Origin of the sequence: Limibacillus halophilus (genome assembly GCF_014191775.1) — a bacterium.
Classification (GTDB): Bacteria; Pseudomonadota; Alphaproteobacteria; order Kiloniellales; family CECT-8803; genus Limibacillus; species Limibacillus halophilus.
The window spans coordinates 269665-291265 of sequence record NZ_JACHXA010000001.1; the positions used below are offsets into that span (position 1 = coordinate 269665).

The window sequence follows — 21601 nt, forward strand, 5'->3', positions numbered from 1 at the left end:
GCACCGCCAGGCTAGGCGGCGTCGGCCGTCAGGCGACCGCCTTTGCGGTAGCGCAAGAGATACTCGGGAACAATACCTTCTAGCGCCGTCGGCGTGATCCCTAGGTCCGTCAAACCTGCCGCACCTTCGCTGACAACATTGTCGTGGTCGAGCAGCTTGACCTGATCCCGGGTCAGCAAGGGAGCGCCCGGAAGCCTCTCAAGCACGCTCGCCTTGAGCAGCGCCATGTTGCGCGGCAGGGTCACAAGACAACAACGCCGTCCTGTAACCTCCAGAATATAGGCCAACAGCTCCTTGAAGCTGTAGGTTTTCGGCCCCCCTAACTCGTAGAGATTTCCCCGCGCCGCCGGCAACGTCAGCGCCGTCACGACAGCATCTGCCACATCACAAACATAAACCGGCTGAAAGCGCGTTCTGCCGCCGCCGATTAAGGGTAGCGCCGGAGACAACCGCGCCATCACAGCGAAGCGGTTGAAAAAATCGTCCTCTGGGCCATAGACGATCGAGGGCCGTAGAATCGTCGCTTCAGGAAAGGCATCCCGCACCGCCTGCTCGCCCGCCGCCTTGGTCCGGGCATAAGCGGAGGCCGATTGCGCATCAGCCCCTATCGCGGAAACATGGACGAAAGTGCCCACGCCCGCCGCCACCGCCGCGTCGGCAATGAGCTTTGCACCTTCAGCCTGCACGGCCGCAAAGGTTTGAGCACCTTGCTGATAGAGAATGCCTGTGAGGTTGATGACGGCGTCGGCGCCCTCAACGGCGGCCTGCACGGCATTGCCATCTTGAAGAGGAGCCCGCATCGGGACGATCTGCCCAACATTTCCCAAAGGCTTCAGGAAATCGGCGCGACGCGGATTGCGTACGGCAACCCGGACAACCCAACCCTGGTCGGCCAAGCGCTCGACGACATAGCGGCCGATGAAGCCCGATCCGCCGAAGACCGTTACCTGCCGCGTGCCCATTCCTGTACTCCCTGTCCAAACAGTGCCCGGATAACCCTTCGGTTCGCTGTCTCTGGCAAACCAATTCCGTGCGGTGGGTATACAACAGCCGTTCGGGTTAGGAAAAGGCCCTAGGCGCAGCAACCGGCGAGGCGGCGCGCTTATTTACCGAAACAAGGCTTGACAGAAGCGCCGCCCTTGAACATCTTCCTGCCTCGCTAGATGCCCAGGTGGCGGAATTGGTAGACGCGCAGGTTTCAGGTACCTGTGGCCGAAAGGTCGTGGAAGTTCGAGTCTTCTCCTGGGCACCAATTACAAGAGTTCGTCACGCCCCTTCAGGATAGCCCGATTGAGGGGCGTTTTCATTTCGCTATCTCGCTGCGAATGTTAGTCTCTTGACCTTGTTGGGGCTTTGTCGAGGGGAAAACCCGCCCATGTCGGTCACTGTTCACAGCTTCGATATCCCGGAAGGGCTAGACTTCGGAAACAGCCTGGCGGTGGATACGGAAACCCTGGGCTTGAACCTCAATCGTGACAGACTGTGTGTCGTACAGTTGTCTTCGGGCGATGGGACAGCGCACCTTGTGCATTTTCCCGAGCCACGATACGACGCTCCGAATCTCAAAAAACTGCTGGGCGACCCCGGCGTAACCAAGATTTTCCACTTTGCGCGCTTTGATCTTGCCGTTCTGCGTCGCGACCTGGGGGTGACCTGCCGACCGGTCTACTGCACCAAAGTTGCCTCTAAGCTCGTGCGTACTTTCACGGACCGTCATGGCCTGCGCGATCTTTGCCGCGATATTCTTGGCGTGGAGATCTCCAAGCAACAGCAGTCATCTGACTGGGGCGCTGCCGAACTGAATGACGCCCAAGTCGCCTATGCGGCCTCTGACGTCCTGCATTTGCATGCCTTGCGGGAACACCTGGACGCGATGTTGCGGCGCGACGACCGCGCGGCGCTCGCGCAAGCCTGCTTCGATTTCCTCCCCTGGCGCGCTGAGCTTGATCTTGCCGGTTGGCCCGACGTGGATGTTTTTGCGCACGCTTGAACGGCATTGGATTACCGAGAAACCGACTTCACGACCCCTCGTTTTTGCAATCAAGCATTGGAATCTACGGCCAACGGCCTAAATCTCGCCTAGTCGCCGTGCTTGGAGTAAGCTGGCGCCAGAACTGCGCAACGGGCAACGTGGCGTCACGGACATCCGAATGCGCAAAAACAATATGACGAACGGAACCAACATGAACAGTGAGCCGCACAATCAAGCGGACAACGGTGATACGGCCGCACGCGAGGGCGATCTGGAAGTAGCCCGCCGCGTGTTACACACGGAATGCGACGGACTGCGCGCCCTTGCCGATTCCCTGGATAGTCATTTTTCGGACGCCGTGGATCTTCTGCATAAACTGAGCGGTCGCCTGGTGGTGACCGGCATGGGTAAGAGCGGCCATATCGGACGCAAGATTGCCGCCACCCTGGCCTCCACGGGGACACCGGCGCTGTTTGTACACCCCGGCGAAGCCAGCCACGGCGATCTTGGCATGATAACCCAGGGTGACGCGGTCCTGGCGCTGTCCAATTCGGGCAACACGGCGGAGCTCACTGACATTATCGCCTTTACGCGACGGTTCGGCATTCCATTAATCGGCATGACCGCGCGCGCCGATTCCCAGCTTGCCGAACAGTCGGATACCTGTTTGCTGCTTCCCAAGACAGCCGAAGCCTGCCCGATGGGATTGGCGCCGACGACATCGACAACCTTGATGCTGGCGCTGGGCGATGCCTTGGCGGTCGCGCTACTTGACCGACGGGGTTTCTCAGCGGATGACTTCCATGTTCTGCATCCGGGCGGAAGCCTGGGCCGTAAGTTGGTGCGTGTCGTCGACATCATGCATGGTCCCGAAGAGTTGCCGCTTTGCAACCGCGACACCCCCATGAGCGAGGCGATCGTGACCATGACCACGAAGACTTTTGGCTGTATCGGCGTCGTCGACGATGCCGGGCGTCTCACAGGTATCATTACCGACGGCGACCTGCGCCGCCATATGGGCGATGCGCTGTTATCGCAAGCTGCCGGTGCGGTGATGACAGCCGCACCCAAGACCATCCGCAAGGAGGCGCTAGCCGCAGAGGCGCTGGGCGTGATGAATCGCGGATTGATTACCAGCCTGTTCGTGGTGGGCGACGATCGTCCCATCGGTATCGTGCGCATGCATGACTGCTTGCGCGCAGGCGTCGCCTGACAGCTAAGCCGCCACTCAAAGCCCGGTGGTTCATAGTAAGGAGCATCAGCGAGACTTGGCCGAAACCGCCAACAGAATTCCTGTTAATAGCCGGATTGGCGCGAACCAGTCGGACGCGCACTCGGCGCCGCGACGCCATGCGCCCGGCAACCGTTACAGCTCTTTCGTCATCTTCATGAAGCTGGCCCTGCCGATCGTCGCCGTCGGCCTGGTTTTGCTCATTGTTGTCTGGCCACAGTTCTGGGATTCCGATTCTCGCTTTACCCTTCCGTCGATAAGGATAACCGCGGACGATCTCAATAGCCGCCAGATGATCAATCCGCAGTACCAGGGCTTCGACAAGGAAAATCGACCCTTCAGTGTCACCGCGGATTTGGCAACCCAGAAGCCGGATAACGACGAGGTTGTCGACCTCGACAATCCCAAAGCGGAGCTGATGCTTGAGAACGGCAAGTGGGTCACCATTGATGCGCAAAGCGGTGTCTACAACCAAAGCCGGCAAACCATGGATCTCAAAGGCCGGGTAAATCTCAACCACGAAGACGATTTCGTCATGACGACCGAGGAGGTGTCGGTTGGGATCAAAGCTGGTACAGCTTTTAGTAACTCGCCCGTGGAAGGCCATGGCCCGGATGGTAACTTGACGGGAGAGGGGTTTAGACTGCTGGATGAGGGCGCGCGCATTTTCCTGCTGGGGAAGAGCCGTGTGATTCTCTATGACACGGGGGAGAGCGAGAAAAAATGACTGGCCCACTTCGGACTGCCTGGGGACTTTTGATAGGCCTGTTGCTCCTGACAGCCGGCGATGCCGTTGCACAGAGCTTTGGGCTGGGCGGCCAGAGCGGCCCTCTGGAAATCACCGCCGATCAAGGCATTGAGTGGAATCGCGACCAAAAGCAGTATATCGCCCGCGGCAACGCGCGCGCGGCGCAAGGCAGCACCGAGGTTCGAGCCGACGAACTGATCGCCTACTATCAAGCGAGCGATGATAAAACGGTTCAGGTCGCGAGCCAGATCTATCGTATCGAGGCGCGCGGCAACGTGCGTATTACGACGGACCGCGAACAGGTCAAGGGCGACAGAGCCGTCTACGACCTAAAGAAGGACAGCATCATCATATCCGGGTCGGACGTTTCCCTGAAAACAGAGAGCGAGTTGATCACGGCCACGAAGAGCCTGGAATACGACGAGGCAAACAAAATTGCCGTTGCTCGTGGCGACGCAACAGTGGTGAGGGGAGATCAGCGGGTCGCCGCGGACCTGTTACGGGCTTTCCTGGTCGAAGCCAGCGAGCATGGCAAGGAAGGCAAGGATCTGGTGATCGACCGTGTAGAGGCAGAGGGCGACGTCAGAGTCTCTACACCGAAGGATTTCGCGCGCGGCGATAGCGGCGTATATTACGCGCGCAATGAGCTTGCCACACTCGAGGGGAATGTTCGGATTACCAGCGACGGCAACCAGTTGAACGGGGGCTTCGCCGAGGTCAATCTGGCAACCGGGGTAAGCAAACTCAAAGGCTCGGCCAGTGGCTCCGGCCAGGTTCGGGGTCTGTTGATTCCGGGTTCCGCCCCCAGCGGGACTCAGTAAACTGAGCGCCGGCCGGGCACCCTGTGCTTGCCTGTGCCCTTGAGGTTATAAAATTGGCCCGGCGGGCCGGGTAAAAAAGAACGGGATAACGAATGACGGACAGGCACGAGAGTCCCGCAGGCAAGGCCGGCAACGGCGCGGAGGCACCAGAAGCGCGCGCCGCAGAGATTGGATCGCGGGTTGGATCGGAGGTCGGGTCCGGCCTCGAAGCCGTCAACATCGGAAAAAGCTACAAGAAACGCCCCGTTCTACGCGACGTTTCCGTTTCGCTGCGCCGCGGCGAGGCGGTTGGCCTGCTGGGCCCAAACGGCGCCGGCAAGACAACATGTTTTTACATCATCACCGGATTGATCACGGCGGACAGTGGCTGGGTGATGTTGGACGGCTTGGATATCAGCACCTTGCCGATGTATCGCCGCGCCCGGCTAGGCGTGGGCTACCTGCCTCAGGAGGCGTCTATTTTCCGTGGCCTGACGGTAGAGCAGAACATCCGGTCGGTGCTTGAAGTCGTCGAACCCAGCCGCGACCTTCGGGAGGCTAGGTTGGAGGAGTTGCTTGCCGAATTCTCGATCACTCATTTGCGTCGGACCTCCGCGCTGGCCCTCTCGGGCGGTGAGCGACGCCGCGTTGAGATCGCTCGCGCGCTGGCGTCCAACCCGGAGTTCATTCTGCTCGACGAACCCCTTGCGGGCATCGACCCCATCGCGGTCAACGATATACGAGAGCTTGTGCTGCATCTCAAAGACCGCGGTATCGGCGTCCTGATTACCGATCATAATGTCCGGGAAACACTCGGCACGGTCGACCGGGCCTACATCATCCACGAAGGGCAGGTCCTGATGGAAGGCGCGCCCGAGGAGATCGTGGCACACGAGGATGTGCGACGCGTCTACCTGGGTGACCGCTTCAGCCTCTGACCGGAATGGCGACGCGCCAATCCCTTTCACTCACCCAAGGCCAGCGTCAGCAGCTTGCAATGACGCCCCGCATGCGCCAATCGGTCGAGTTGCTGCGCATGAACAACCTCGAGATCGCCGGTTTTGTCGCGGCCCAAGTTGAGGGGAACCCCTTTCTCCGCCAGGCTCTGCCAAAACGATCAAGCGGCGGCGGCACACGTCGGGAATCGTGGGGCGGGCAGACGCAAGATACCTCCAACTGGCAAGATAATGCTGCCGACACGCCTACGCTCTACGGCCACCTGACCCAACAGATCAGGCTTTCGTTCAGCGAATCACGGGATAGCGCCATAGCGTTTCACCTTATGACGCTCCTGGATGAACGCGGGTACCTGATGCCGGACTGGCGAGCCACATCGACCCATCTTTCTTGCACGCCAAAGCACGTAGAAAGTGTATTGAGCCGCCTGCAAAAACTAGAACCCACCGGTGTTTTCGCGCGCGATCTGGGTGAGTGCCTACGCCTTCAATGGCAGGAGCGAGACGACTGGTCGCCAGCCGCCGATAGATTGCTGGATAACCTTTCCCTCCTGGCGAAACGCGATTACGAGGCCCTGGAAAAAACTTGCGGCCTCGATACTTCGGCGCTGAAGCCACTCATCACGGCGCTTCGGCGCTTGAACCCGAAACCCTTGAGTGATTTTGAGCCGCCGCAGCGCTTTACGCCGCCGCCTGATCTATTGGTCGAACGGCTCAACGGAGTTTGGCAGATCAGGGTGAATGACGCCGTATTGCCGCGCGTGCTGCTTGACGAAAGCTACGTACGCGAGATCAGAAGCGCGGCGCAGCGACGCCGGGACAAGGACTATCTAGCCGAGCGCTTGCGCCATGCCCGATGGCTGACCCGCGCGCTGGATCAGCGAATGCGGACGCTGATGCGCGTCGCGGAAGCTATCTTCCAACGGCAAGCCCTCTTCCTGGATCAAGGCCCTGAGGTCCTCCAACCCTTGACCTTGAAGGAGATTGCCGGTGTCCTCGCGCTTCACGAATCAACCGTCAGCCGCTCCGTCGCCGACAAAACCGTTGAGACACCGCAGGGATTGTTCGATCTCCGCTTCTTTTTCTCCGCACGGCTAAAAAGCGAGGGTGAGACGATCTCAGCGACAGCAGTCCGGGCGCGGCTACGGCGATTGGTCGAGGAAGAACGACCCGATGGCGTTCTTTCTGATGCCGCCATCACCGAGCACTTGTGTGCTGACGGTATCTTGATCTCACGGCGTACCGTTGCCAAATATCGAGAGTTACTGCGGATTCCAAGCGCGCCCCAGCGGCGAAGGGAGAAGAGGATGAGAACAACTCAATCGTAAAGAATCGAGCACTGTGGCTTGACCAGAGGGGTCAGTCAGCGCTTAGTATTGACTCATCGAAAGGTCGCCCCTATGTTCGCGGCCTCGTTTGGAGGGGGAGCATTGGAACCCTCATTTGCTGAGAGCCAAACACCACAATCCGGAAACGTCATGCAAGTCTCTGTACAGGGCCGTCATGTCGATGTGAGCGATGCTTTTCGCAAGCACGTCGAGGAGGCGCTAGACACTATTCTCGACAAGTACTTCGGTGACGCAATCGAAGCTGCGGTGACCATCTCCCGCGAGGCACACCTCTTCAAGGTGACCATCTCCGCGCATATTGGTCACGAGGTCGATGCGATCGGTACGGCCGAGGCTGATCAGCCTTACGCCGCCTTCGATGCGGCGGCTGAGCACTTGGCCAAACGCCTGCGGCGCCACAAACGGCGGCTGCGCGACCATCGTCGAACGGATCGCGAAGCAACGGAAACGCTGCAGGCGCAGCACTACATTCTTCTTGGCGACGAGGCCGAGGAGTCTATCGGAACGAACGGTAGCGACGAGGTGGCAGAGGATTTGCCGCTGGTTGTCGCCGAAATGACGACGGAAGTTCCGACCTTGACCGTGAGTCAGGCGGTAATGCGTTTGGATCTGGGTGATTTGGGCGCTCTTTTATTCCGCAACAGCAGCCATGGGGGTCTGAATATGGTCCACCGCCGTGAAGACGGAAACATCGGATGGATCGACCCACAGGGAAATGGCTCGAAATAACCTTTATAGCAAAGGCGCGAACCATGGAGCTCACTGAGCTGATTGGCCCCGATAGTGTAATCTGCAACCTGCGCGTGAGCAGCAAAAAGCAAGCCCTGCAAGAGCTTGCAAAACGCGCGGCACAGCTTACAGGGCGCCCCGAACGGGCGATTTTTGAAGTTTTGACAGAGCGCGAGCGCTTAGGGACAACGGGCGTCGGAAACGGCATTGCCATCCCGCATGGCAAGCTTCCCGATCTCGATCGTCTTTACGCTTTGTTCGCCAGATTGGAGCAGCCGATCGACTTTGATTCGATCGATGAACAGCCTGTCGATCTGATCTGTGTGTTGCTCGCACCGGAAACCGCTGGCGCCGATCACTTGAAGGCCCTCGCCAGGGTCAGCCGGATCTTACGCGACAGGGGCACTTGCGAGAAGATGCGTGGAGCCGATTCCAGTGATGGCCTTTTCGCGATCCTGTCACAGCCCGAAGGCAGCGAAGCCGCCTAGCTTCGTCAACGCCGGTAGCAGCACGAAAAGATCGCGTCCCGGTTTAGCCATAAGCCGACCTTCTTGACGACACACACACCTGCCAACCTTGCGCCCTTTCCAAAGGACGCGAGGCAGGTTTATCCATGAAAAGACGTCGAGACTATGATGTGATTGTTGTTGGCGCCAGCTTCGCCGGGCTTTCGGCCGCCCGGGCGTTGGCTCAACGTGGACTGCAGGTAGCCGTTCTCGAAAAGCAGAAAGAACCGGGTGCGCGACCTCACACCACCGGAATTCTGGTGAAGGAGGCCGCTGAACTGCTGTGCCCGCCCGCACAACTGGTTCATAAGATTCACGACGTTCTTCTCTATGCCCCCAACATGAAGCGACTGGCGCTATCGGCACCGGGCTACTACTTTCTGACCACCGAAACCGGCGCCCTGTTACGCTGGATGGCCCAGCGCACCCGGGACGGCGGGGTTGATATTATTCCCGGCCGCGTGTTCGAAACAGCGCGATACCAAGGCGGCGGCCTGCTTGTTGAAGGCGAGATACCGCTCACCTGCCGTTATCTTTTGGGGGCCGACGGCGCCCGCTCGCAGGTTGCCAAAGCCTTCGGCCTCGCTCGGAACCGCCGCTGGCTCACCGGCATGGAGCTTCATGTTTCTGGCCTGAGCGGCATCGGTGATGATGCTCTCCATTGCTTTCTGGACCGCCGGCTAGCACCAGGATACATCGCCTGGGCCGTACCTGGTGTAGGCGGCGTCACGCAAGTGGGAATGGCCTTTCGCGATCCACGGGGGCAACGGCCGCGAGACCGTTGGGGTCTTATCATGAGAAAACTTGAGAGCCTTGCCGATGTTTCACAAGCCAAGACCGTGGGCCGCCGCGCCGGTATCATTCCAACTGGCGGCCCCATTTCGCCTTTCGCGGCAAAACAAGTCATGCTGATCGGCGACGCGGCGGGCTGGGTGTCGCCGCTCACGGGAGGCGGCATACATCTCGCCTTAGACAGCGGGCGGCAAGCCGGAATGGCGGTCGCCGATTACCTCGAAGATGGAGGGCTCGAGCCGTCACGCATAATGGCGCGGCGCCTATCCAATTTTACCTTCAAACGCCTTTTGCGTCTCATCGCAGACCGGGCACCGCCTGATCTGGCGCAGAATCTGCTGCTCGAAACGCCGCCGTTCGTTTGGCTGGCGCGGCAAATCTATTTTCACAAGCGCCTGGGATTGCCGAAGCTTACCGGACTGGGATCCTTTCTCGATCCAGTCAGTGAACGCTAACCGGCTCCAGTTCGTTCTCCCGAATTGCCAAGGACGCCGCTTCGCGCGTGGGTACAAGACCAACCATTTCCCCATTGGCGGAGTGAATGGCAACCAACGGCTGCCCTTCGACCACCACCGGCTTCATGTAAGCAATAAACTCAAGCCCAAGGGTGGCAAGCTCGTGCTGCGACATGGTTGGCTTGGCTTCCGATTGCATTCTCATATCTCACGCTCCTTTTTTAGCCGTCTTCGTGAGCGCTCGCTCATTCCGCTGCCTTGCCGGTGATCGTCTGCGGCTTGGTCTTCGGATTCGACTTGATTTCGATGGTTTTGACCTCGGGCTCGCTCAATGGGCGCAACAGTTCTACGTGCAACAACCCGCTATCGAGCGTGGCGCCCGTAACCTCTATCCCCTCGGCCAGAACAAAATTGCGTTGGAACTGCCTAGCGGCAATTCCGCGATGCAGATAGATGCGCTCCTGGTCATCTGATTGCTTTCCACGGATCACAAGCTGTTTGTCCTCTATCTGGACTGACAGTTCATCCGGCTGGAATCCGGCAACGGCCAGCGTTATGCGAAGTCGATGTTCGCCAACCTGTTCTACGTTGTAGGGCGGATACCCGTCCCCGGCCGCCTTGCTGATGCGGTCCAGTGTGCGCTCGAACTCGTCGAATCCCAGCAACAACGGGCTATTAAATAAGGATAAGCGCGACATAGTCTAAAATCCTCCTCCGCATGAGCAAGGATGTGGGTCCGATCGGCTCTGACGATTATGGCGACGCACCAACGTCCGCTACGCAGCAACCGATTGTCACCCCATACCGGCGGTGACTAATAAGAGATGGTGAAGCCGGTTAAACGGGTCAAGGTCCGATCCGATTGCCCTCAAATTGGCATTGTTAAGCTTTTGTTAGAAATCTTGGACTAATTCTATAGATCGGCAAAAACCCATCAGAATTAGGGGGTGGGGGCCGGCAAATGGAGGAGCCAGAACAAGCCGTGATCGTGCTTACTGGACGTCAGGATAGCCGTAAGCGAGCCCGGATGGCGGAAGTGGCCACCGCGCGACGGCCATTTCTTTACCTGATCGTAGGTATGTTTACGGTAATTGCGGCCTGGGGTTACGTCGCGTCGCTGCAATCGAGCCTGCAGGCCCCTTGGACCACGGACTTTATGCGCCTTACCCTGGCCAGCACACAGATGCTTGCCGGTCAGGACCCTTACAGCGCGCCCCTGGCCGAAGCAGAGTACCTCCAACAAATCACCAGCATTTCGCGCACGACAGCCGGTCGGCATGAGACCTTGGAATCTCCAACGGTGCTCCTGCTCCTAGCGCCTTTCGTACACCTTGAGGCGGCGACGGCATTCCTGATCTGGGTCGCCATTTCCGTTCTGGCGGGCATAGCGAGCTTATTGCTGATTGAAGAGCGTCTCGGGGGATTTCATACCGATACCAACCTACAAGCCGGGCCGCACCGCTTTGCGTTGTTGCTCTCGGCGACGATTTTCTTCTATCCAACGTGGGTATCCCTGGTCATCGGACAAACTGGTTTCGTCACCCTGCTGTTCTTGACGCTGGGTTGGGGCTGGGCCCGCGATGGCCGCGACGAGCGTGCTGGATTTGCGCTCGGTCTAGCCGTATCGCTAATGCCCGCACTCATTGTCCTTGCATTCTATCTGCTTTCACTAGGTCGCCTGCGCATCCTGGCAACCGCGATACTGGCCACGCTTGTTGGGCTGTTTATCCCTGCTGTCATCATCGATATCGCCGTGCTGCAGGGTTATTTTACGGCACTCGGTGCGGTGAATTGGTTTGGGGCGGGTTGGAACGGGTCCTTGGTGGGCTTTCTAGCACCCCTATTTGGAAACTCCGCCAACGCGCCGCTGATTGAGGTCGCCTGGTTGACGCCATTACTGATTCTCGCCGCAACAATCTTTGCCGTTCGGGCCTTGTGGAAGTTCGGTCGCATGGTCACTTCGATCGAACAGAAACTTGGTACGGAGCGCGCGGTACCTATCTTCGACCAGGGTTTCGCGCTGTGCCTACCTTTGGCGCTTTTGTTGTCGCCGCTCGGATGGCTCCATAATTTCGTTCTCCTGCTACCGGCTTTCTGTATCGGTTTGGAGGCCTGCGCCCGCCGACCGCGCGATTGGCGCTGGCGAGAGCGTATCCTGCTTGCCTGGATACTTTGTGCGATGCCTTATCCCGTGCTGCGCGCTGAAAACAACGACAGCCTGATCCAGTGGTTCGGCTATCCGGCATTCGACACCTACGCCCTGATCATCCTTGCAGTGACGATCGCTGGGCTGTGTCAACGCGAAGCCTCGGCTTTGCTTCGTCGCAGCCGGCATCTGTCCAAGAGCAAAGAACTTGAACCGCCCTCGTCACAGGATACTGGCGCCGCAGATCAGAGTGATGAGCAAAGCAGTGATGACGAAATCATAGAATCCGATGGCCGGGATACGCGAGGTTCGACGCCTCCAACGTCCGGCAAGTTGGCATTGCCATAACCCACCGAGCAATCCGGCCGTGCGCCCGGAGCGTTTCAGAGACAACAAAACCCCCGGGTTTGGCCCGGGGGTTTTGATGGTGGAGCTGGACGGGATCGAACCGACGACCTCTACAATGCCATTGTAGCGCTCTCCCAACTGAGCTACAGCCCCCTATGGTTCACGCCTGCGAACCGGGGGTCCGCAGGTTGGGAGAAACGGAAACTAGTGGGCGTGAGGCCGCACTTCAAGCGAAAAAATTCCGGCGAGCGTCTGCGGGCTCATCGTTCCTCTTTCTCATCATCCAGATCGATGTCCAGATCATCTTCGAGGTCGCCGTCGTCGAGCTCGTCGGCGTCGGCCAAGAGGTCGTCGTCGTCGTCGAGATCGCCATCATCCAGCTCGTCGTCTTCGTCATCGACCGGATCTTCGGCGTCCAGGGTCGGTTTCAACTTACCGCCGCCCTCGACATCATCCTCGTCCTCGTCCGCGATATCGTCGTCGAGCTCTTCTTCCGCGAGCTCATCCAAAGAAAGGTCGCCTTCGTCCTCGTCATCCTCGAGATCATCGATCTCATCCGATTCTTCGTCGTCGAGATCCTTCACCTTCGGTTTTACCTTCGGTTTCGGGGGTGTCGACGGCTTGACTCTGCGCGCGCGCAAGAACGCGTCGGGATCAAACTCCGTTTCACATTTGGGGCAGACGATTGGCGTCTTGCTGAAGTCGTAGTATTTGGTGCCACACGACTGACACACTCGCTTGGTTCCCCAATCTGCTTTCGCCACGAGGATACCCTCCTTAACTCAGTCTCTTTTGAACGCTCCCGACACGGCTTGGCCGGCAATCGCTGCCAGCGGTTTTACGCCCCGGATAGTTTGGCCAATTGCCATGATCTCCGTCGGCTGTCAAAAGATAAATCCATCCTTCCGCACAACCTGTCGCGGGCAGCTTGTCGGATTGGCGTTTTCCGGGTACAGCTTGCCGGCCAGAGGTCGGGAGCGTGGTAGCGCTTAAATCAAGGCTTTAGACGGCCCATCCTTTCCATGAATGCGGCGGGGACGCCTGCCAGGAAGGCTTGACGGGAAATGACGATGTTGAACGCGGCGCCTGCAGGAGCTTTGAAGGGTGACGCACGTGTGCCGGGTGACAAATCAATATCACACCGGGCGCTAATGCTGGGTGGCTTGGCTCTGGGGGAAACCACGGTGACAGGCCTGCTCGAAGGCGAGGACGTCATGGCGACAGCGGCGGCCATGCGTGAACTGGGTGCGATTGTCGAGCGGCAAGCCGATGGTAGCTGGCGCATTCTGGGTAGGGGCGTGGGATCCCTGCGTGAGCCTTCGAGTGTGTTGGATCTCGGTAATTCAGGCACGTCGGCGCGGTTGTTATCCGGCATCCTTGCAAGCCATCCACTGACCGCCGTCGTCACCGGCGACGCTTCTCTTTGCAAGCGGCCCATGGGGCGCGTCATCGAGCCGCTGCGGGCTATGGGCGGCGAATTCCAAACGCGCGAAGGCGGCAGACTGCCGATGACGGTGATCGGTAGCGACGCCTTGATTCCGGTGGAATACACGCTTCCCGTACCCTCGGCACAAGTCAAATCGGCAATTTTGTTCGCGGGTCTGAATACTGCAGGTAACACCAGCGTCATCGAAACCACGCCGACGCGCGATCACAGCGAGCGTATGCTGCGCGCCTTCGGCGCCGAGCTTACCGTTGAGCCAGGTGATAACGGGACCCGAATCACGCTCGTCGGTCAGGCGGAGTTGAAAGGCTGTTCTGTGGCGGTGCCTGCGGATCCTTCCTCCGCCGCCTTTCCTTTGGTGGCAGCACTTTTACTCCCAGGGTCGGAAGTGCGGCTGCCGAACGTCGGCATGAATCCGCAGCGCATCGGCCTGATCGAGGTTCTTCGTGAAATGGGCGGCGACATCACTATCGAGAATCTGCGTGATGCGGCTGGAGAGCCGGTGGCCGACCTGCTGGTCCGCGCCTCCAAGCTACAAGGAATTTGCGTTCCTGCCGAAAGGGCCGCGTCCATGATTGACGAGTACCCTATCCTGGCAGTTGCCGCCGCTGCCGCCGAGGGGCGTACGGAGATGCAGGGGCTGGGCGAACTGCGGGTCAAGGAAAGCGACCGCCTGGCTGTCATGGCGCGAGGCCTGGAGGCCTGCGGCGTTACGACGGAAGAGGGCGAGGATTGGCTCACGGTCGTCGGGACCGGTGGGTCCGTGACCGGCGGCGCCCTTATCGAAGCGGAACTCGATCACCGTATCGCCATGAGCTTTCTCGTGCTTGGGTCAATTAGTGAAAAAGGGGTCCGTATCGACGATGGATCGCCAATCGACACCTCCTTTCCCGGGTTCGTTGATCTGATGAACAATCTCGGTGCCCGGATCACCACGGGAGCCCCTTGATGATCGTCGCGGTTGATGGTCCGTCCGGTGCGGGCAAGGGCACCTTGGCGCGGCGGCTTGCCGAACGATTGAACTTTGCCTATCTCGATACCGGCGCGCTCTATCGCGCCGTCGCTTCGCGTGTGTTGAGCGAAGGTGGCAATCCAGCAGACGAGAAGACCGCTACGGCCGTCGCTCGTGCTTTGGTTCCCGCGGACATGGCACGCGCGGACCTACGCAGCGAAACCACGTCGCAAGGCGCCAGTAAAGTCGCGGCTCTTATTCCCGTGCGCCAAGCTCTGCTCGACTTTCAACGAAGCTTCGCCACCCTGCCGCCAGGGAATAAGGAAGGTGCGGTTTTAGATGGCCGGGACATTGGCACGGTGGTCTGCCCGGAGGCCGAAGCCAAGCTTTTCCTGACGGCGAGCGCAGAAGAACGTGCGCGCCGACGCCATAAAGAGTTGCTAGATCGCGGCGAGAAGGCTATATACGCCCGCGTTCTGGAAGAAATGCGTGAACGCGACCGCCGGGATAGCGAAAGATCCGCTGCTCCGCTTGTCGCAGCCGAAGATGCCGTTCTTCTCGATACGACCGATCTCAGCATAGAGGCCGTTTTTGAAAAGGCTCTTGCTGTTGTGCTCTCGCGCATGGAACCCCGCGAGCCGGCACGAAGGACATAGGAAAGGGTTCCGTAACGCGTTAGCTGTTCGATCGACCGCCCGACCGTTCCCCCCGCAAAAGCCTTTGCGGGAACGAAGCCGGGAAGACCGCCGGAAAAACCGGTAGGCCCGAATAGTTGCGATTTGTTCCAAAAGGAGCCATTTCACAATGGCCAACACTGCAAGCGACACCTCCAAAAAAGAAGATTTTGCAGCACTGCTCAACGAGAGCCTCGGTGAGACCGAGCGCCTGGAAGGCAGCGTGCTGCGCGGGACCGTCATTTCCATTGAAGGCGACGACGTTCTGGTTGACGTCGGCCTGAAATCGGAAGGCCGGGTCGCGCTCAAGGAATTCAGCAGCCCCGGAAAGCAGGCCGAGTTAAAGCCTGGCGACGAGGTCGAGGTTTATCTCGAACGCATGGAAAACCGCAACGGCGAAGCCATGCTGAGTCGTGAGAAGGCCCGCCGGGAAGAGTCATGGAACCAACTCGAGAAGGCTTTTGAGGCCGCCGAGCGCGTCACCGGCGCAATCTTTGGCCGGGTCAAGGGCGGTTTCACCGTCGACCTGGGCGGCGCCGTGGCCTTTTTGCCTGGCAGCCAAGTTGATATCCGCCCGGTGCGCGATGTCGGCCCCCTAATGGGCACGCCGCAACCGTTCCAGATTCTCAAGATGGACCGCAGCCGCGGCAATATCGTCGTGTCACGCCGCGCCGTGTTGGAAGAGACCCGCGCCGAGCAGCGCGCCGAGGTTGTTTCCAATCTTCAGGAAGGCCAGGTCCTGCAGGGCGTGGTCAAGAACATCACCGACTACGGCGCCTTCGTTGATCTGGGCGGCGTCGACGGTCTGTTGCACGTCACGGATATTTCCTGGAAGCGTATCAACCATCCTTCCGAGGTCCTGGCCATCGGCCAGTCCGTCGATGTTCAGGTCATTCGCTTCAATTCCGAAACACAGCGTATCAGCTTGGGCATGAAGCAGCTTGAGGCTGATCCCTGGGAAGGCGTTGCCGCGAAGTACCCGGTCGGAACGAAGTTCGTCGGCCGCGTCACGAACATCACCGACTACGGTGCCTTTGTGGAGCTGGAGCCCGGAATCGAAGGTCTTGTGCACGTCTCCGAGATGAGCTGGACCAAGAAGAATATCCACCCAGGCAAGATCGTTTCCACCTCACAGGAGGTCGAAGTGATGGTGCTTGACGTGGACGAGCAGAAGCGCCGTATCAGCCTTGGCCTGAAGCAAACCATGGACAATCCATGGGAGTCCTTCCAGGACAACTTCCCGGTCGGCACGGAACTCGAAGGCGAGATCAAGAACATCACCGAGTTCGGTTTGTTCGTGGGCCTTCCCGGCGACATCGACGGCATGGTGCACCTTTCCGATCTGTCATGGGAAAAGTCCGGCGAAGACGCCATTCAGGACTTCACCAAGGCAGAAATGGTCAAGGTCAAGATCCTGGACGTCGACGTCACCAAGGAGCGGATCAGCCTCGGAATCAAGCAGCTTGAGAGCGATCCTTTCGCAAGCGCCGTCGAAGGCGTCAAGAAAGGCGATGTCGTCACCTGCACGGTTACCGAAGTGAACGACGCCGGTGTCGAGGTTGCCATCGCAGATGGAGCCGTCGGCTTCATCCGTAAGGCCGACCTGGCACGCGACCGTAGCGATCAGCGCCCCGACCGCTTCGCCGTTGGCGAGAAGGTCGATGCCAAGATCACCAACGTGGACCGCAAGAGCCGCAAGCTCTCGCTGTCGATCAAAGCGCGTGAGATTGAGGAAGAGAAGGAAGCGATGGACACCTACGGGTCCAGCGATTCCGGCGCTTCCCTGGGCGAAATCCTCGGGGCCGCTCTGTCACAGGCCAAGCAGGGTGCCGAAGAAAAGGCAGAGCCGAAGAAGGCCGCCGCAAAGCCGAAGAAAGCCGCAACGAAGGCCAAGAAGGCCGATGACGCAGCTGACGATAAGGCTGATGAGAAAGCCGAAGGCGAGGACGAGAACGACGCCTAAGGCATACGGCGACCGGGTTACATCCGGCGCTGTGATGTACCGTTGAAGATCAGGCCCCCTTCCAGCGATGGAACGGGGCCTTTTCTTTACCTGTTCCATAGGAGCCACGATATCGGAGAAACAACGTTGTATTTTGGGAAAATCCTTCCAAAAGAAGTACTTAGGGTTGACTGTGCGGCTCCGCTCTGGCAGCGTCGCTGAATAAGCTTTGTTGGAGCGGATTTTGGGGGCCGTTCCAGATAAGCCGATAATAAGGGAATCAAGGGAGGCACGCCCGTCATCGGGCGGCACCTGGCAGGGGAGACGCCAGCATGACGAAATCGGAACTGATTCAGCGTATCGCGGAAATGAACCCGCATTTGTACCACCGCGACGTTGAGCGCATCGTCAATACTATTTTCGAGGAAATCACCCAAGCTTTGACACGCGGCGACCGCGTCGAATTGCGAGGATTCGGGGCGTTCTCGATCAAGCAACGTGACTCACGTATTGGCCGCAACCCGCGCACCGGAGACAAGGTTAAGGTCGATGCCAAGGCCGTGCCCTACTTCAAGACAGGCAAACAGCTCCGCGAACTTTTGAACGATTAGTAAAAGCGGTTTCTGGTAAGGGCTCTACCCAAGACGCTGCTCGCCTGCTAGCTTTGGGCGTCATTGAGTTGAAGCGGGAAAGCCTAGGGTGAAGCGGATATCCTGGATCATAACCATTCCGGTCACGATACTTATCGTGGTCTTTGTGCTATCGAACCGTCAGGTCGTAGAGATCGATGTCTGGCCGCTTGAGTTATCGTTATCCGGTCCACTGTATCTGGTCATGATACTGGCGCTTATTCTTGGGTTTGTGGTTGGCGCAGGGGCGATGTGGGTTTCGTCAGGCGCCAGCCGTAAAAGGGCGCGCCAAGCAGAGCGGCAAGTCCGGTCACTGAATGCCGAGGTCGCCCGCCTGAAGCGGGAACAAGAGCAAGATACGACCGGCCCCGCAGCTGCCACGGCGACGGCTGCCCTTCCCAAAGCCCAAGCTACGAGCCTGCGCGCCTGATCGAAGGCGCTTCCCCGCAACGCCCGAACAGAACCCGCCATTCGTGATCCGGAGCCTAAAACTGCGCCCATGATGAACCAGAGCAAGATTGGAACCCTCTTACAAAAGGGCGCGGCTCTACAGCGTGCCGGCGATTTGAAGAAAGCCGAAGGGTTCTATCGTCAGGTGCTCAAGCTGGACCGCCGAAATCCAGACGCGCTGCATCTTCTGGGGACCGTTCTGCATCTGACCGGGCGCAGTAAACAGGGCCTGAAAGTTCTGGAGGAAGCCGTTGCCGTACAGGCGAGCAACGCTGCCTTTCGCCGTTCCCTGGCGCAAATTCTGCTGGCTCTTGACCAAACGGGGAAGGCCCGCGTTCAGCTTGAAAAAGCAATTGCCCTTGACCCAAACTTTGTGGCCGCGCGCGCAAATCTAGGCGAGCTTCTGGGCAAGAGCGGCGAACATGAAGAGGCCGTCCGCCAGTTCAGGTCGGCCCTCGAGCATTTCCCGGCCCACCCGGCTCTCAACAACAATCTCGGCAACAGCCTGCTAAAGCTCCAGAAGTTCCAGGAGGCCCGCGATGCCTTCACCACCGCGCTGCAGGGCGACCCGTCACTGGCAACGGCTTGGGAGGGCCTGGCAGACGTGCTGGTCGAACTTGATCAGGATGAAGCCGCCTGGAGGCTGCTCAAGGAAGCCGTCGCCCGGTTCGGCGACAACCCCCGCCTCCTGACCAAATGCGGCGGCCTTGCCCAGCAGTTCGGAGCCTTTGAAGAAGCCGGGACATTGCTGCGCAAAGCGCTGGCGATTAATCCTCACACCTATCCGGCGATCAATCGGATTGCTCACATACAGAAATTTAAGGCCGATGATCCTCTGCTAAAGGAAATGCATCGCCTTTGGCAGGATGCGCGTCCCGAGGGAGACGACAGACATGCCCTGGCCTTTGCGCTCGGTAAAGCAGAAGCCGATTGTGGCAACCATGATTCCGCCTTTGCGTTCTATGCGGAGGGCAATCGTCTCCGGCGGCCGGAGTATCAGTACGACCGAAATGAGGCGCGCGCCGAGAACGAAGAACTGATAGCACGCTACGATGCCGCCCTTTTCAAGGCGAAGCAGGGTATCGGCGCAATGGACCGCAGACCGGTCTTCGTGGTCGGAATGCCGCGTTCGGGAACGACCTTGGCGGAGCAGATTCTGGCGGCCCATCCGTCCGTTGTCGGTGTCGGGGAAGCCCGGGCCATGAGCCGGATCGCCAAACATGCTCCCCAGGACCCCTTGACGCTCGTGGCGCAGGAGGCCGAAGCGCTTGGCGCCGCTTATCTGGATCATGTCGTCGCCATGGCCGGACCTGAGGCCGAGAGAATCATCGATAAGATGCCACACAACTTCCAAAGGTTGGGGTTGATTGCGCTGGCGCTACCGGGCGCGCGCATCATACATTGCCGCCGGGACCCAGCCGACACTTGCCTGTCGATCTTTTTCCAGTCGTTCGGTGGCTACTTACCCTTCGCCTATGACCTTGAAGAATTAGGCGCGGCTTATCAGGATTACCGGCGCCTCATGGCACACTGGAAGAACGTGCTGCCCCTGCCGATGTTCGACCTCGATTACGAAGCATTGGTGGAGGACACCGAACGCGAAGCCAGACGCTTGCTCACTTTCCTAGATCTGCCCTGGGATCCGGCCGTTTTGAGCCACCACGAGGCGTCGCACGAGGTAAAGACCGCCAGCCATTGGCAGGTCCGCCAACCCGTCTATCAATCAAGCCGCGGTCGGTGGAAGCGTTACGAAAAGCACCTCGGCCCGCTGCTGCCTTATCTGGAGACACTCGAGGAGGCTTGACAGCAATTCCCCTGACGGGCATGCCAGGGTCCCAAGCGCCATCATTGAGTTCTGCAACCGGCCTGGAGAAGTAGCATGAGCCGTCTCACGCCCCATGAGCGCGTATTGGTCGCACTCGACACCCAAGACCTTGAACGCGCTGCGGCGCTAGTCAGCGATCTTCGCGGGAGCGTTGGCGGTTTCAAGATTGGCAAGGAATTCTTCACCAGCCACGGACCTGACGGCGTGCGCGCTTGCGTTGGCAGCCATCCCTTGTTTCTGGACCTGAAATACCATGACATCCCGAACACGGTTGCCAGCGCCGTACGGGCAGCCTTGCACCTCCATCCGCAAATGCTGAACGTCCATGCCTCGGGGGGCCGCGCGATGATGGAGGCGGCCGCGGAAGCGGCCCGAGAAGCGGCAGAGGATTTGGAGATGGATCGACCGCTGGTGCTGGGCGTGACGGTCCTGACCAGCCTGGACGATGCCGATCTGGCGGAGATCGGTCAGCAAGGCAACACCGCGGAGGTGGTCGTCCGCTTGGCCAAGTTGGCCAAGGCAAGTGGTCTTGACGGCGTGGTTTGCAGCCCCAAGGAGATCGCAATCCTGCGCAAGGCATGCGGTCCGGATTTCGCATTGGTCGTCCCTGGAATAAGGCCCTCCTGGACCGCGAGCGGTGATCAAAAGAGGGTCATGACACCGGCGGAAGCCGTCGCAGCGGGTGCCGATTATCTGGTCATAGGGCGTCCCATTACCGGTGACCCCGACCCCGCCAGCGCGGCCAAACGTATTCGCGCAGAACTGGAAGCGGTATGAGTTTGTCACCCGGCGCTCCCTCAAGTCGTTCCTCAGGTCATGCCGGACCGCCGCCCGGCCCCGTTGCAAACCTGGATATCGGCGCAGCCGTTCGGGCCGTCTTCGCATCGATCTTCAAGCATCCCGGCGCGGTCTTGCGGACGCTTTTTCTGCCCGCGCTACTGACCAGCTTCCTGGCTGTGCTGCAGAAAGACCTGCCACTCGACGATCCCGCGCGGTTTTTTGCACTACCCTTGGCCGTTCTGCCGATGACGTTGGCCGCCGTGACTTGGCACCGATTCCAGTTGCTGGGCGAGGCGCCGGGATCGCTTCCGCGCGTCGGGCGGCCCTACTTGGCGTTTTATATATGGTTCTGGGTCGTCTGGCTTATCGTCTTTCTGTCCGTACTCCTGGTGACGACGCCGCTATCCTTGCTGATCGCAGCGCTGGGCGATTCCGGGCTGGCCGACGCCGCCTTCCCGATCATTCTGGCATTGGCATTCGCAGCCTCGGCGGCCGTCTATTTGAGGCTTTGCTTCGTCTTTCCAGCCAGCGCATTGGGCGAGCGTTACGGTCTGGGCGATTCCTGGCGCCAGACCAAAGGCCAGACACTCCGCATTTTCATCGTGGCGCTGATGACCAGTGTTCCCGTCGTTCTAGTCACCTTGATGGTAGCGGCCATGTTGGCCGATACCCTGGGGCACGATCCGGCCAAGCCTTATGGCTTGCCGCTTTCGGTCATCCTACTTTTTTCATTTGCCCAGCTCTTGATGGTGCTGCCCTTCATCTCCACGCTCTCCGTCGCCTTCCGCCAGATCAGTGGCTGGGTCTCGCCAGAGTAGGGCCATGCTTGGGTCGATCAGCCTGTGAACCCCTCTCTACCACTGGACGGATGGG

Annotated in this window: 22 protein-coding genes and 2 tRNA genes; 19 read left to right on the forward strand and 5 right to left on the reverse strand. The window is 59.4% G+C overall.

Going from position 1 to position 21601, the window contains the following annotated elements; all coding sequences use genetic code 11:
• Positions 1-11: 11 nt before the first annotated feature.
• Positions 12-962 (reverse strand): complex I NDUFA9 subunit family protein, encoded by a 951-nt coding sequence (locus FHR98_RS01240; RefSeq protein WP_183414806.1) that lies wholly within the window; start codon positions 960-962, stop codon positions 12-14.
• A gap of 203 nt (positions 963-1165) precedes the next feature.
• Between FHR98_RS01240 and FHR98_RS01245 the strand changes: the two genes are divergently transcribed.
• The 10 genes from FHR98_RS01245 to FHR98_RS01290 all read left to right on the forward strand — a co-directional run bounded on the left by FHR98_RS01245 (position 1166) and on the right by FHR98_RS01290 (position 9538).
• Positions 1166-1252, forward strand: a tRNA-Leu gene (locus tag FHR98_RS01245).
• 123 nt (positions 1253-1375) lie between these two features.
• Entirely contained in the window at positions 1376-1990 is a 615-nt protein-coding gene (locus FHR98_RS01250; protein WP_183414808.1) for a ribonuclease D, read from the forward strand.
• A gap of 193 nt (positions 1991-2183) precedes the next feature.
• Positions 2184-3185: a KpsF/GutQ family sugar-phosphate isomerase gene (locus FHR98_RS01255; protein ID WP_221205696.1), complete on the forward strand. Its 1002-nt coding sequence runs from the start codon at positions 2184-2186 to the stop codon at positions 3183-3185.
• Between the two features lie 55 nt (positions 3186-3240).
• Positions 3241-3930: an LPS export ABC transporter periplasmic protein LptC gene (lptC, locus tag FHR98_RS01260; RefSeq protein WP_183414810.1), complete on the forward strand. Its 690-nt coding sequence runs from the start codon at positions 3241-3243 to the stop codon at positions 3928-3930.
• Positions 3927-4772 (forward strand): LptA/OstA family protein, encoded by an 846-nt coding sequence (locus FHR98_RS01265; protein WP_183414811.1) that lies wholly within the window; start codon positions 3927-3929, stop codon positions 4770-4772. The genes lptC and FHR98_RS01265 overlap by 4 nt, the downstream gene beginning before the upstream one ends.
• Before the next feature lie 92 nt (positions 4773-4864).
• Positions 4865-5689 carry an LPS export ABC transporter ATP-binding protein gene (gene lptB / locus FHR98_RS01270; RefSeq protein ID WP_183414812.1) on the forward strand — a complete coding sequence of 275 codons (825 nt, stop codon included), beginning with the start codon at positions 4865-4867 and terminating at the stop codon, positions 5687-5689.
• Between the two features lie 5 nt (positions 5690-5694).
• Positions 5695-7035, forward strand: coding sequence for an RNA polymerase factor sigma-54 (rpoN, locus tag FHR98_RS01275; RefSeq protein ID WP_183414813.1), 1341 nt, complete (start codon positions 5695-5697; stop codon positions 7033-7035).
• A gap of 150 nt (positions 7036-7185) precedes the next feature.
• Positions 7186-7785, forward strand: a complete 600-nt coding sequence (gene hpf / locus FHR98_RS01280) for a ribosome hibernation-promoting factor, HPF/YfiA family (protein WP_183414814.1) — start codon at positions 7186-7188, stop codon at positions 7783-7785.
• 23 nt (positions 7786-7808) lie between these two features.
• Positions 7809-8273, forward strand: a complete 465-nt coding sequence (gene ptsN, locus FHR98_RS01285; protein WP_183414815.1) for a PTS IIA-like nitrogen regulatory protein PtsN — start codon at positions 7809-7811, stop codon at positions 8271-8273.
• A 125-nt stretch (positions 8274-8398) separates the two neighbouring features.
• On the forward strand, positions 8399-9538 hold the full coding sequence (locus FHR98_RS01290; protein WP_183414816.1) for an NAD(P)/FAD-dependent oxidoreductase: 1140 nt from the start codon (positions 8399-8401) through the stop codon (positions 9536-9538).
• Here the strand turns inward: FHR98_RS01290 and FHR98_RS01295 are convergent.
• Together FHR98_RS01295 and FHR98_RS01300 are read right to left on the reverse strand one after the other, a co-directional pair.
• On the reverse strand, positions 9525-9743 hold the full coding sequence (locus FHR98_RS01295; RefSeq protein WP_183414817.1) for a DUF1150 family protein: 219 nt from the start codon (positions 9741-9743) through the stop codon (positions 9525-9527). The two genes, FHR98_RS01290 and FHR98_RS01295, sit on opposite strands and share 14 nt — an antisense overlap.
• Before the next feature lie 40 nt (positions 9744-9783).
• Positions 9784-10236 carry an Hsp20 family protein gene (locus FHR98_RS01300; protein WP_183414818.1) on the reverse strand — a complete coding sequence of 151 codons (453 nt, stop codon included), beginning with the start codon at positions 10234-10236 and terminating at the stop codon, positions 9784-9786.
• Between the two features lie 263 nt (positions 10237-10499).
• Between FHR98_RS01300 and FHR98_RS01305 the strand changes: the two genes are divergently transcribed.
• Positions 10500-12032, forward strand: a complete 1533-nt coding sequence (locus FHR98_RS01305) for a glycosyltransferase family 87 protein (protein WP_183414819.1) — start codon at positions 10500-10502, stop codon at positions 12030-12032.
• A gap of 77 nt (positions 12033-12109) precedes the next feature.
• Here the strand turns inward: FHR98_RS01305 and FHR98_RS01310 are convergent.
• Together FHR98_RS01310 and FHR98_RS01315 are read right to left on the reverse strand one after the other, a co-directional pair.
• A tRNA-Ala gene (locus FHR98_RS01310) sits at positions 12110-12185 on the reverse strand.
• A gap of 107 nt (positions 12186-12292) precedes the next feature.
• Positions 12293-12796: a TIGR02300 family protein gene (locus tag FHR98_RS01315; protein ID WP_183414820.1), complete on the reverse strand. Its 504-nt coding sequence runs from the start codon at positions 12794-12796 to the stop codon at positions 12293-12295.
• Between the two features lie 306 nt (positions 12797-13102).
• On the opposite strand from FHR98_RS01315, the gene aroA reads away from it, so the two are divergent.
• The 8 genes from aroA to FHR98_RS01355 all read left to right on the forward strand — a co-directional run bounded on the left by aroA (position 13103) and on the right by FHR98_RS01355 (position 21546).
• A complete protein-coding gene (aroA, locus tag FHR98_RS01320; RefSeq protein ID WP_437126608.1) occupies positions 13103-14425 on the forward strand; it encodes a 3-phosphoshikimate 1-carboxyvinyltransferase in 1323 nt (440 codons plus the stop codon).
• Complete coding sequence (gene cmk / locus FHR98_RS01325; protein WP_183414822.1) at positions 14425-15084, forward strand: (d)CMP kinase; 660 nt, start codon at positions 14425-14427, stop codon at positions 15082-15084. Before aroA ends, cmk begins: the two co-directional genes overlap by 1 nt.
• 148 nt (positions 15085-15232) lie before the next feature.
• Complete coding sequence (gene rpsA, locus FHR98_RS01330; protein WP_183414823.1) at positions 15233-17065, forward strand: 30S ribosomal protein S1; 1833 nt, start codon at positions 15233-15235, stop codon at positions 17063-17065.
• Positions 17066-17376: 311 nt separating this feature from the next.
• Positions 17377-17655, forward strand: a complete 279-nt coding sequence (ihfB, locus tag FHR98_RS01335; RefSeq protein WP_183414824.1) for an integration host factor subunit beta — start codon at positions 17377-17379, stop codon at positions 17653-17655.
• 88 nt (positions 17656-17743) lie between these two features.
• Positions 17744-18103, forward strand: coding sequence for a LapA family protein (locus FHR98_RS01340; RefSeq protein ID WP_183414825.1), 360 nt, complete (start codon positions 17744-17746; stop codon positions 18101-18103).
• Between the two features lie 69 nt (positions 18104-18172).
• Positions 18173-19927, forward strand: a complete 1755-nt coding sequence (locus FHR98_RS01345) for a tetratricopeptide repeat-containing sulfotransferase family protein (protein WP_183414826.1) — start codon at positions 18173-18175, stop codon at positions 19925-19927.
• A 75-nt stretch (positions 19928-20002) separates the two neighbouring features.
• Positions 20003-20725: an orotidine-5'-phosphate decarboxylase gene (pyrF, locus tag FHR98_RS01350; protein ID WP_183414827.1), complete on the forward strand. Its 723-nt coding sequence runs from the start codon at positions 20003-20005 to the stop codon at positions 20723-20725.
• Positions 20722-21546, forward strand: coding sequence for a hypothetical protein (locus tag FHR98_RS01355; protein WP_183414828.1), 825 nt, complete (start codon positions 20722-20724; stop codon positions 21544-21546). Before pyrF ends, FHR98_RS01355 begins: the two co-directional genes overlap by 4 nt.
• The last annotated feature ends 55 nt before the right edge of the window (positions 21547-21601 follow it).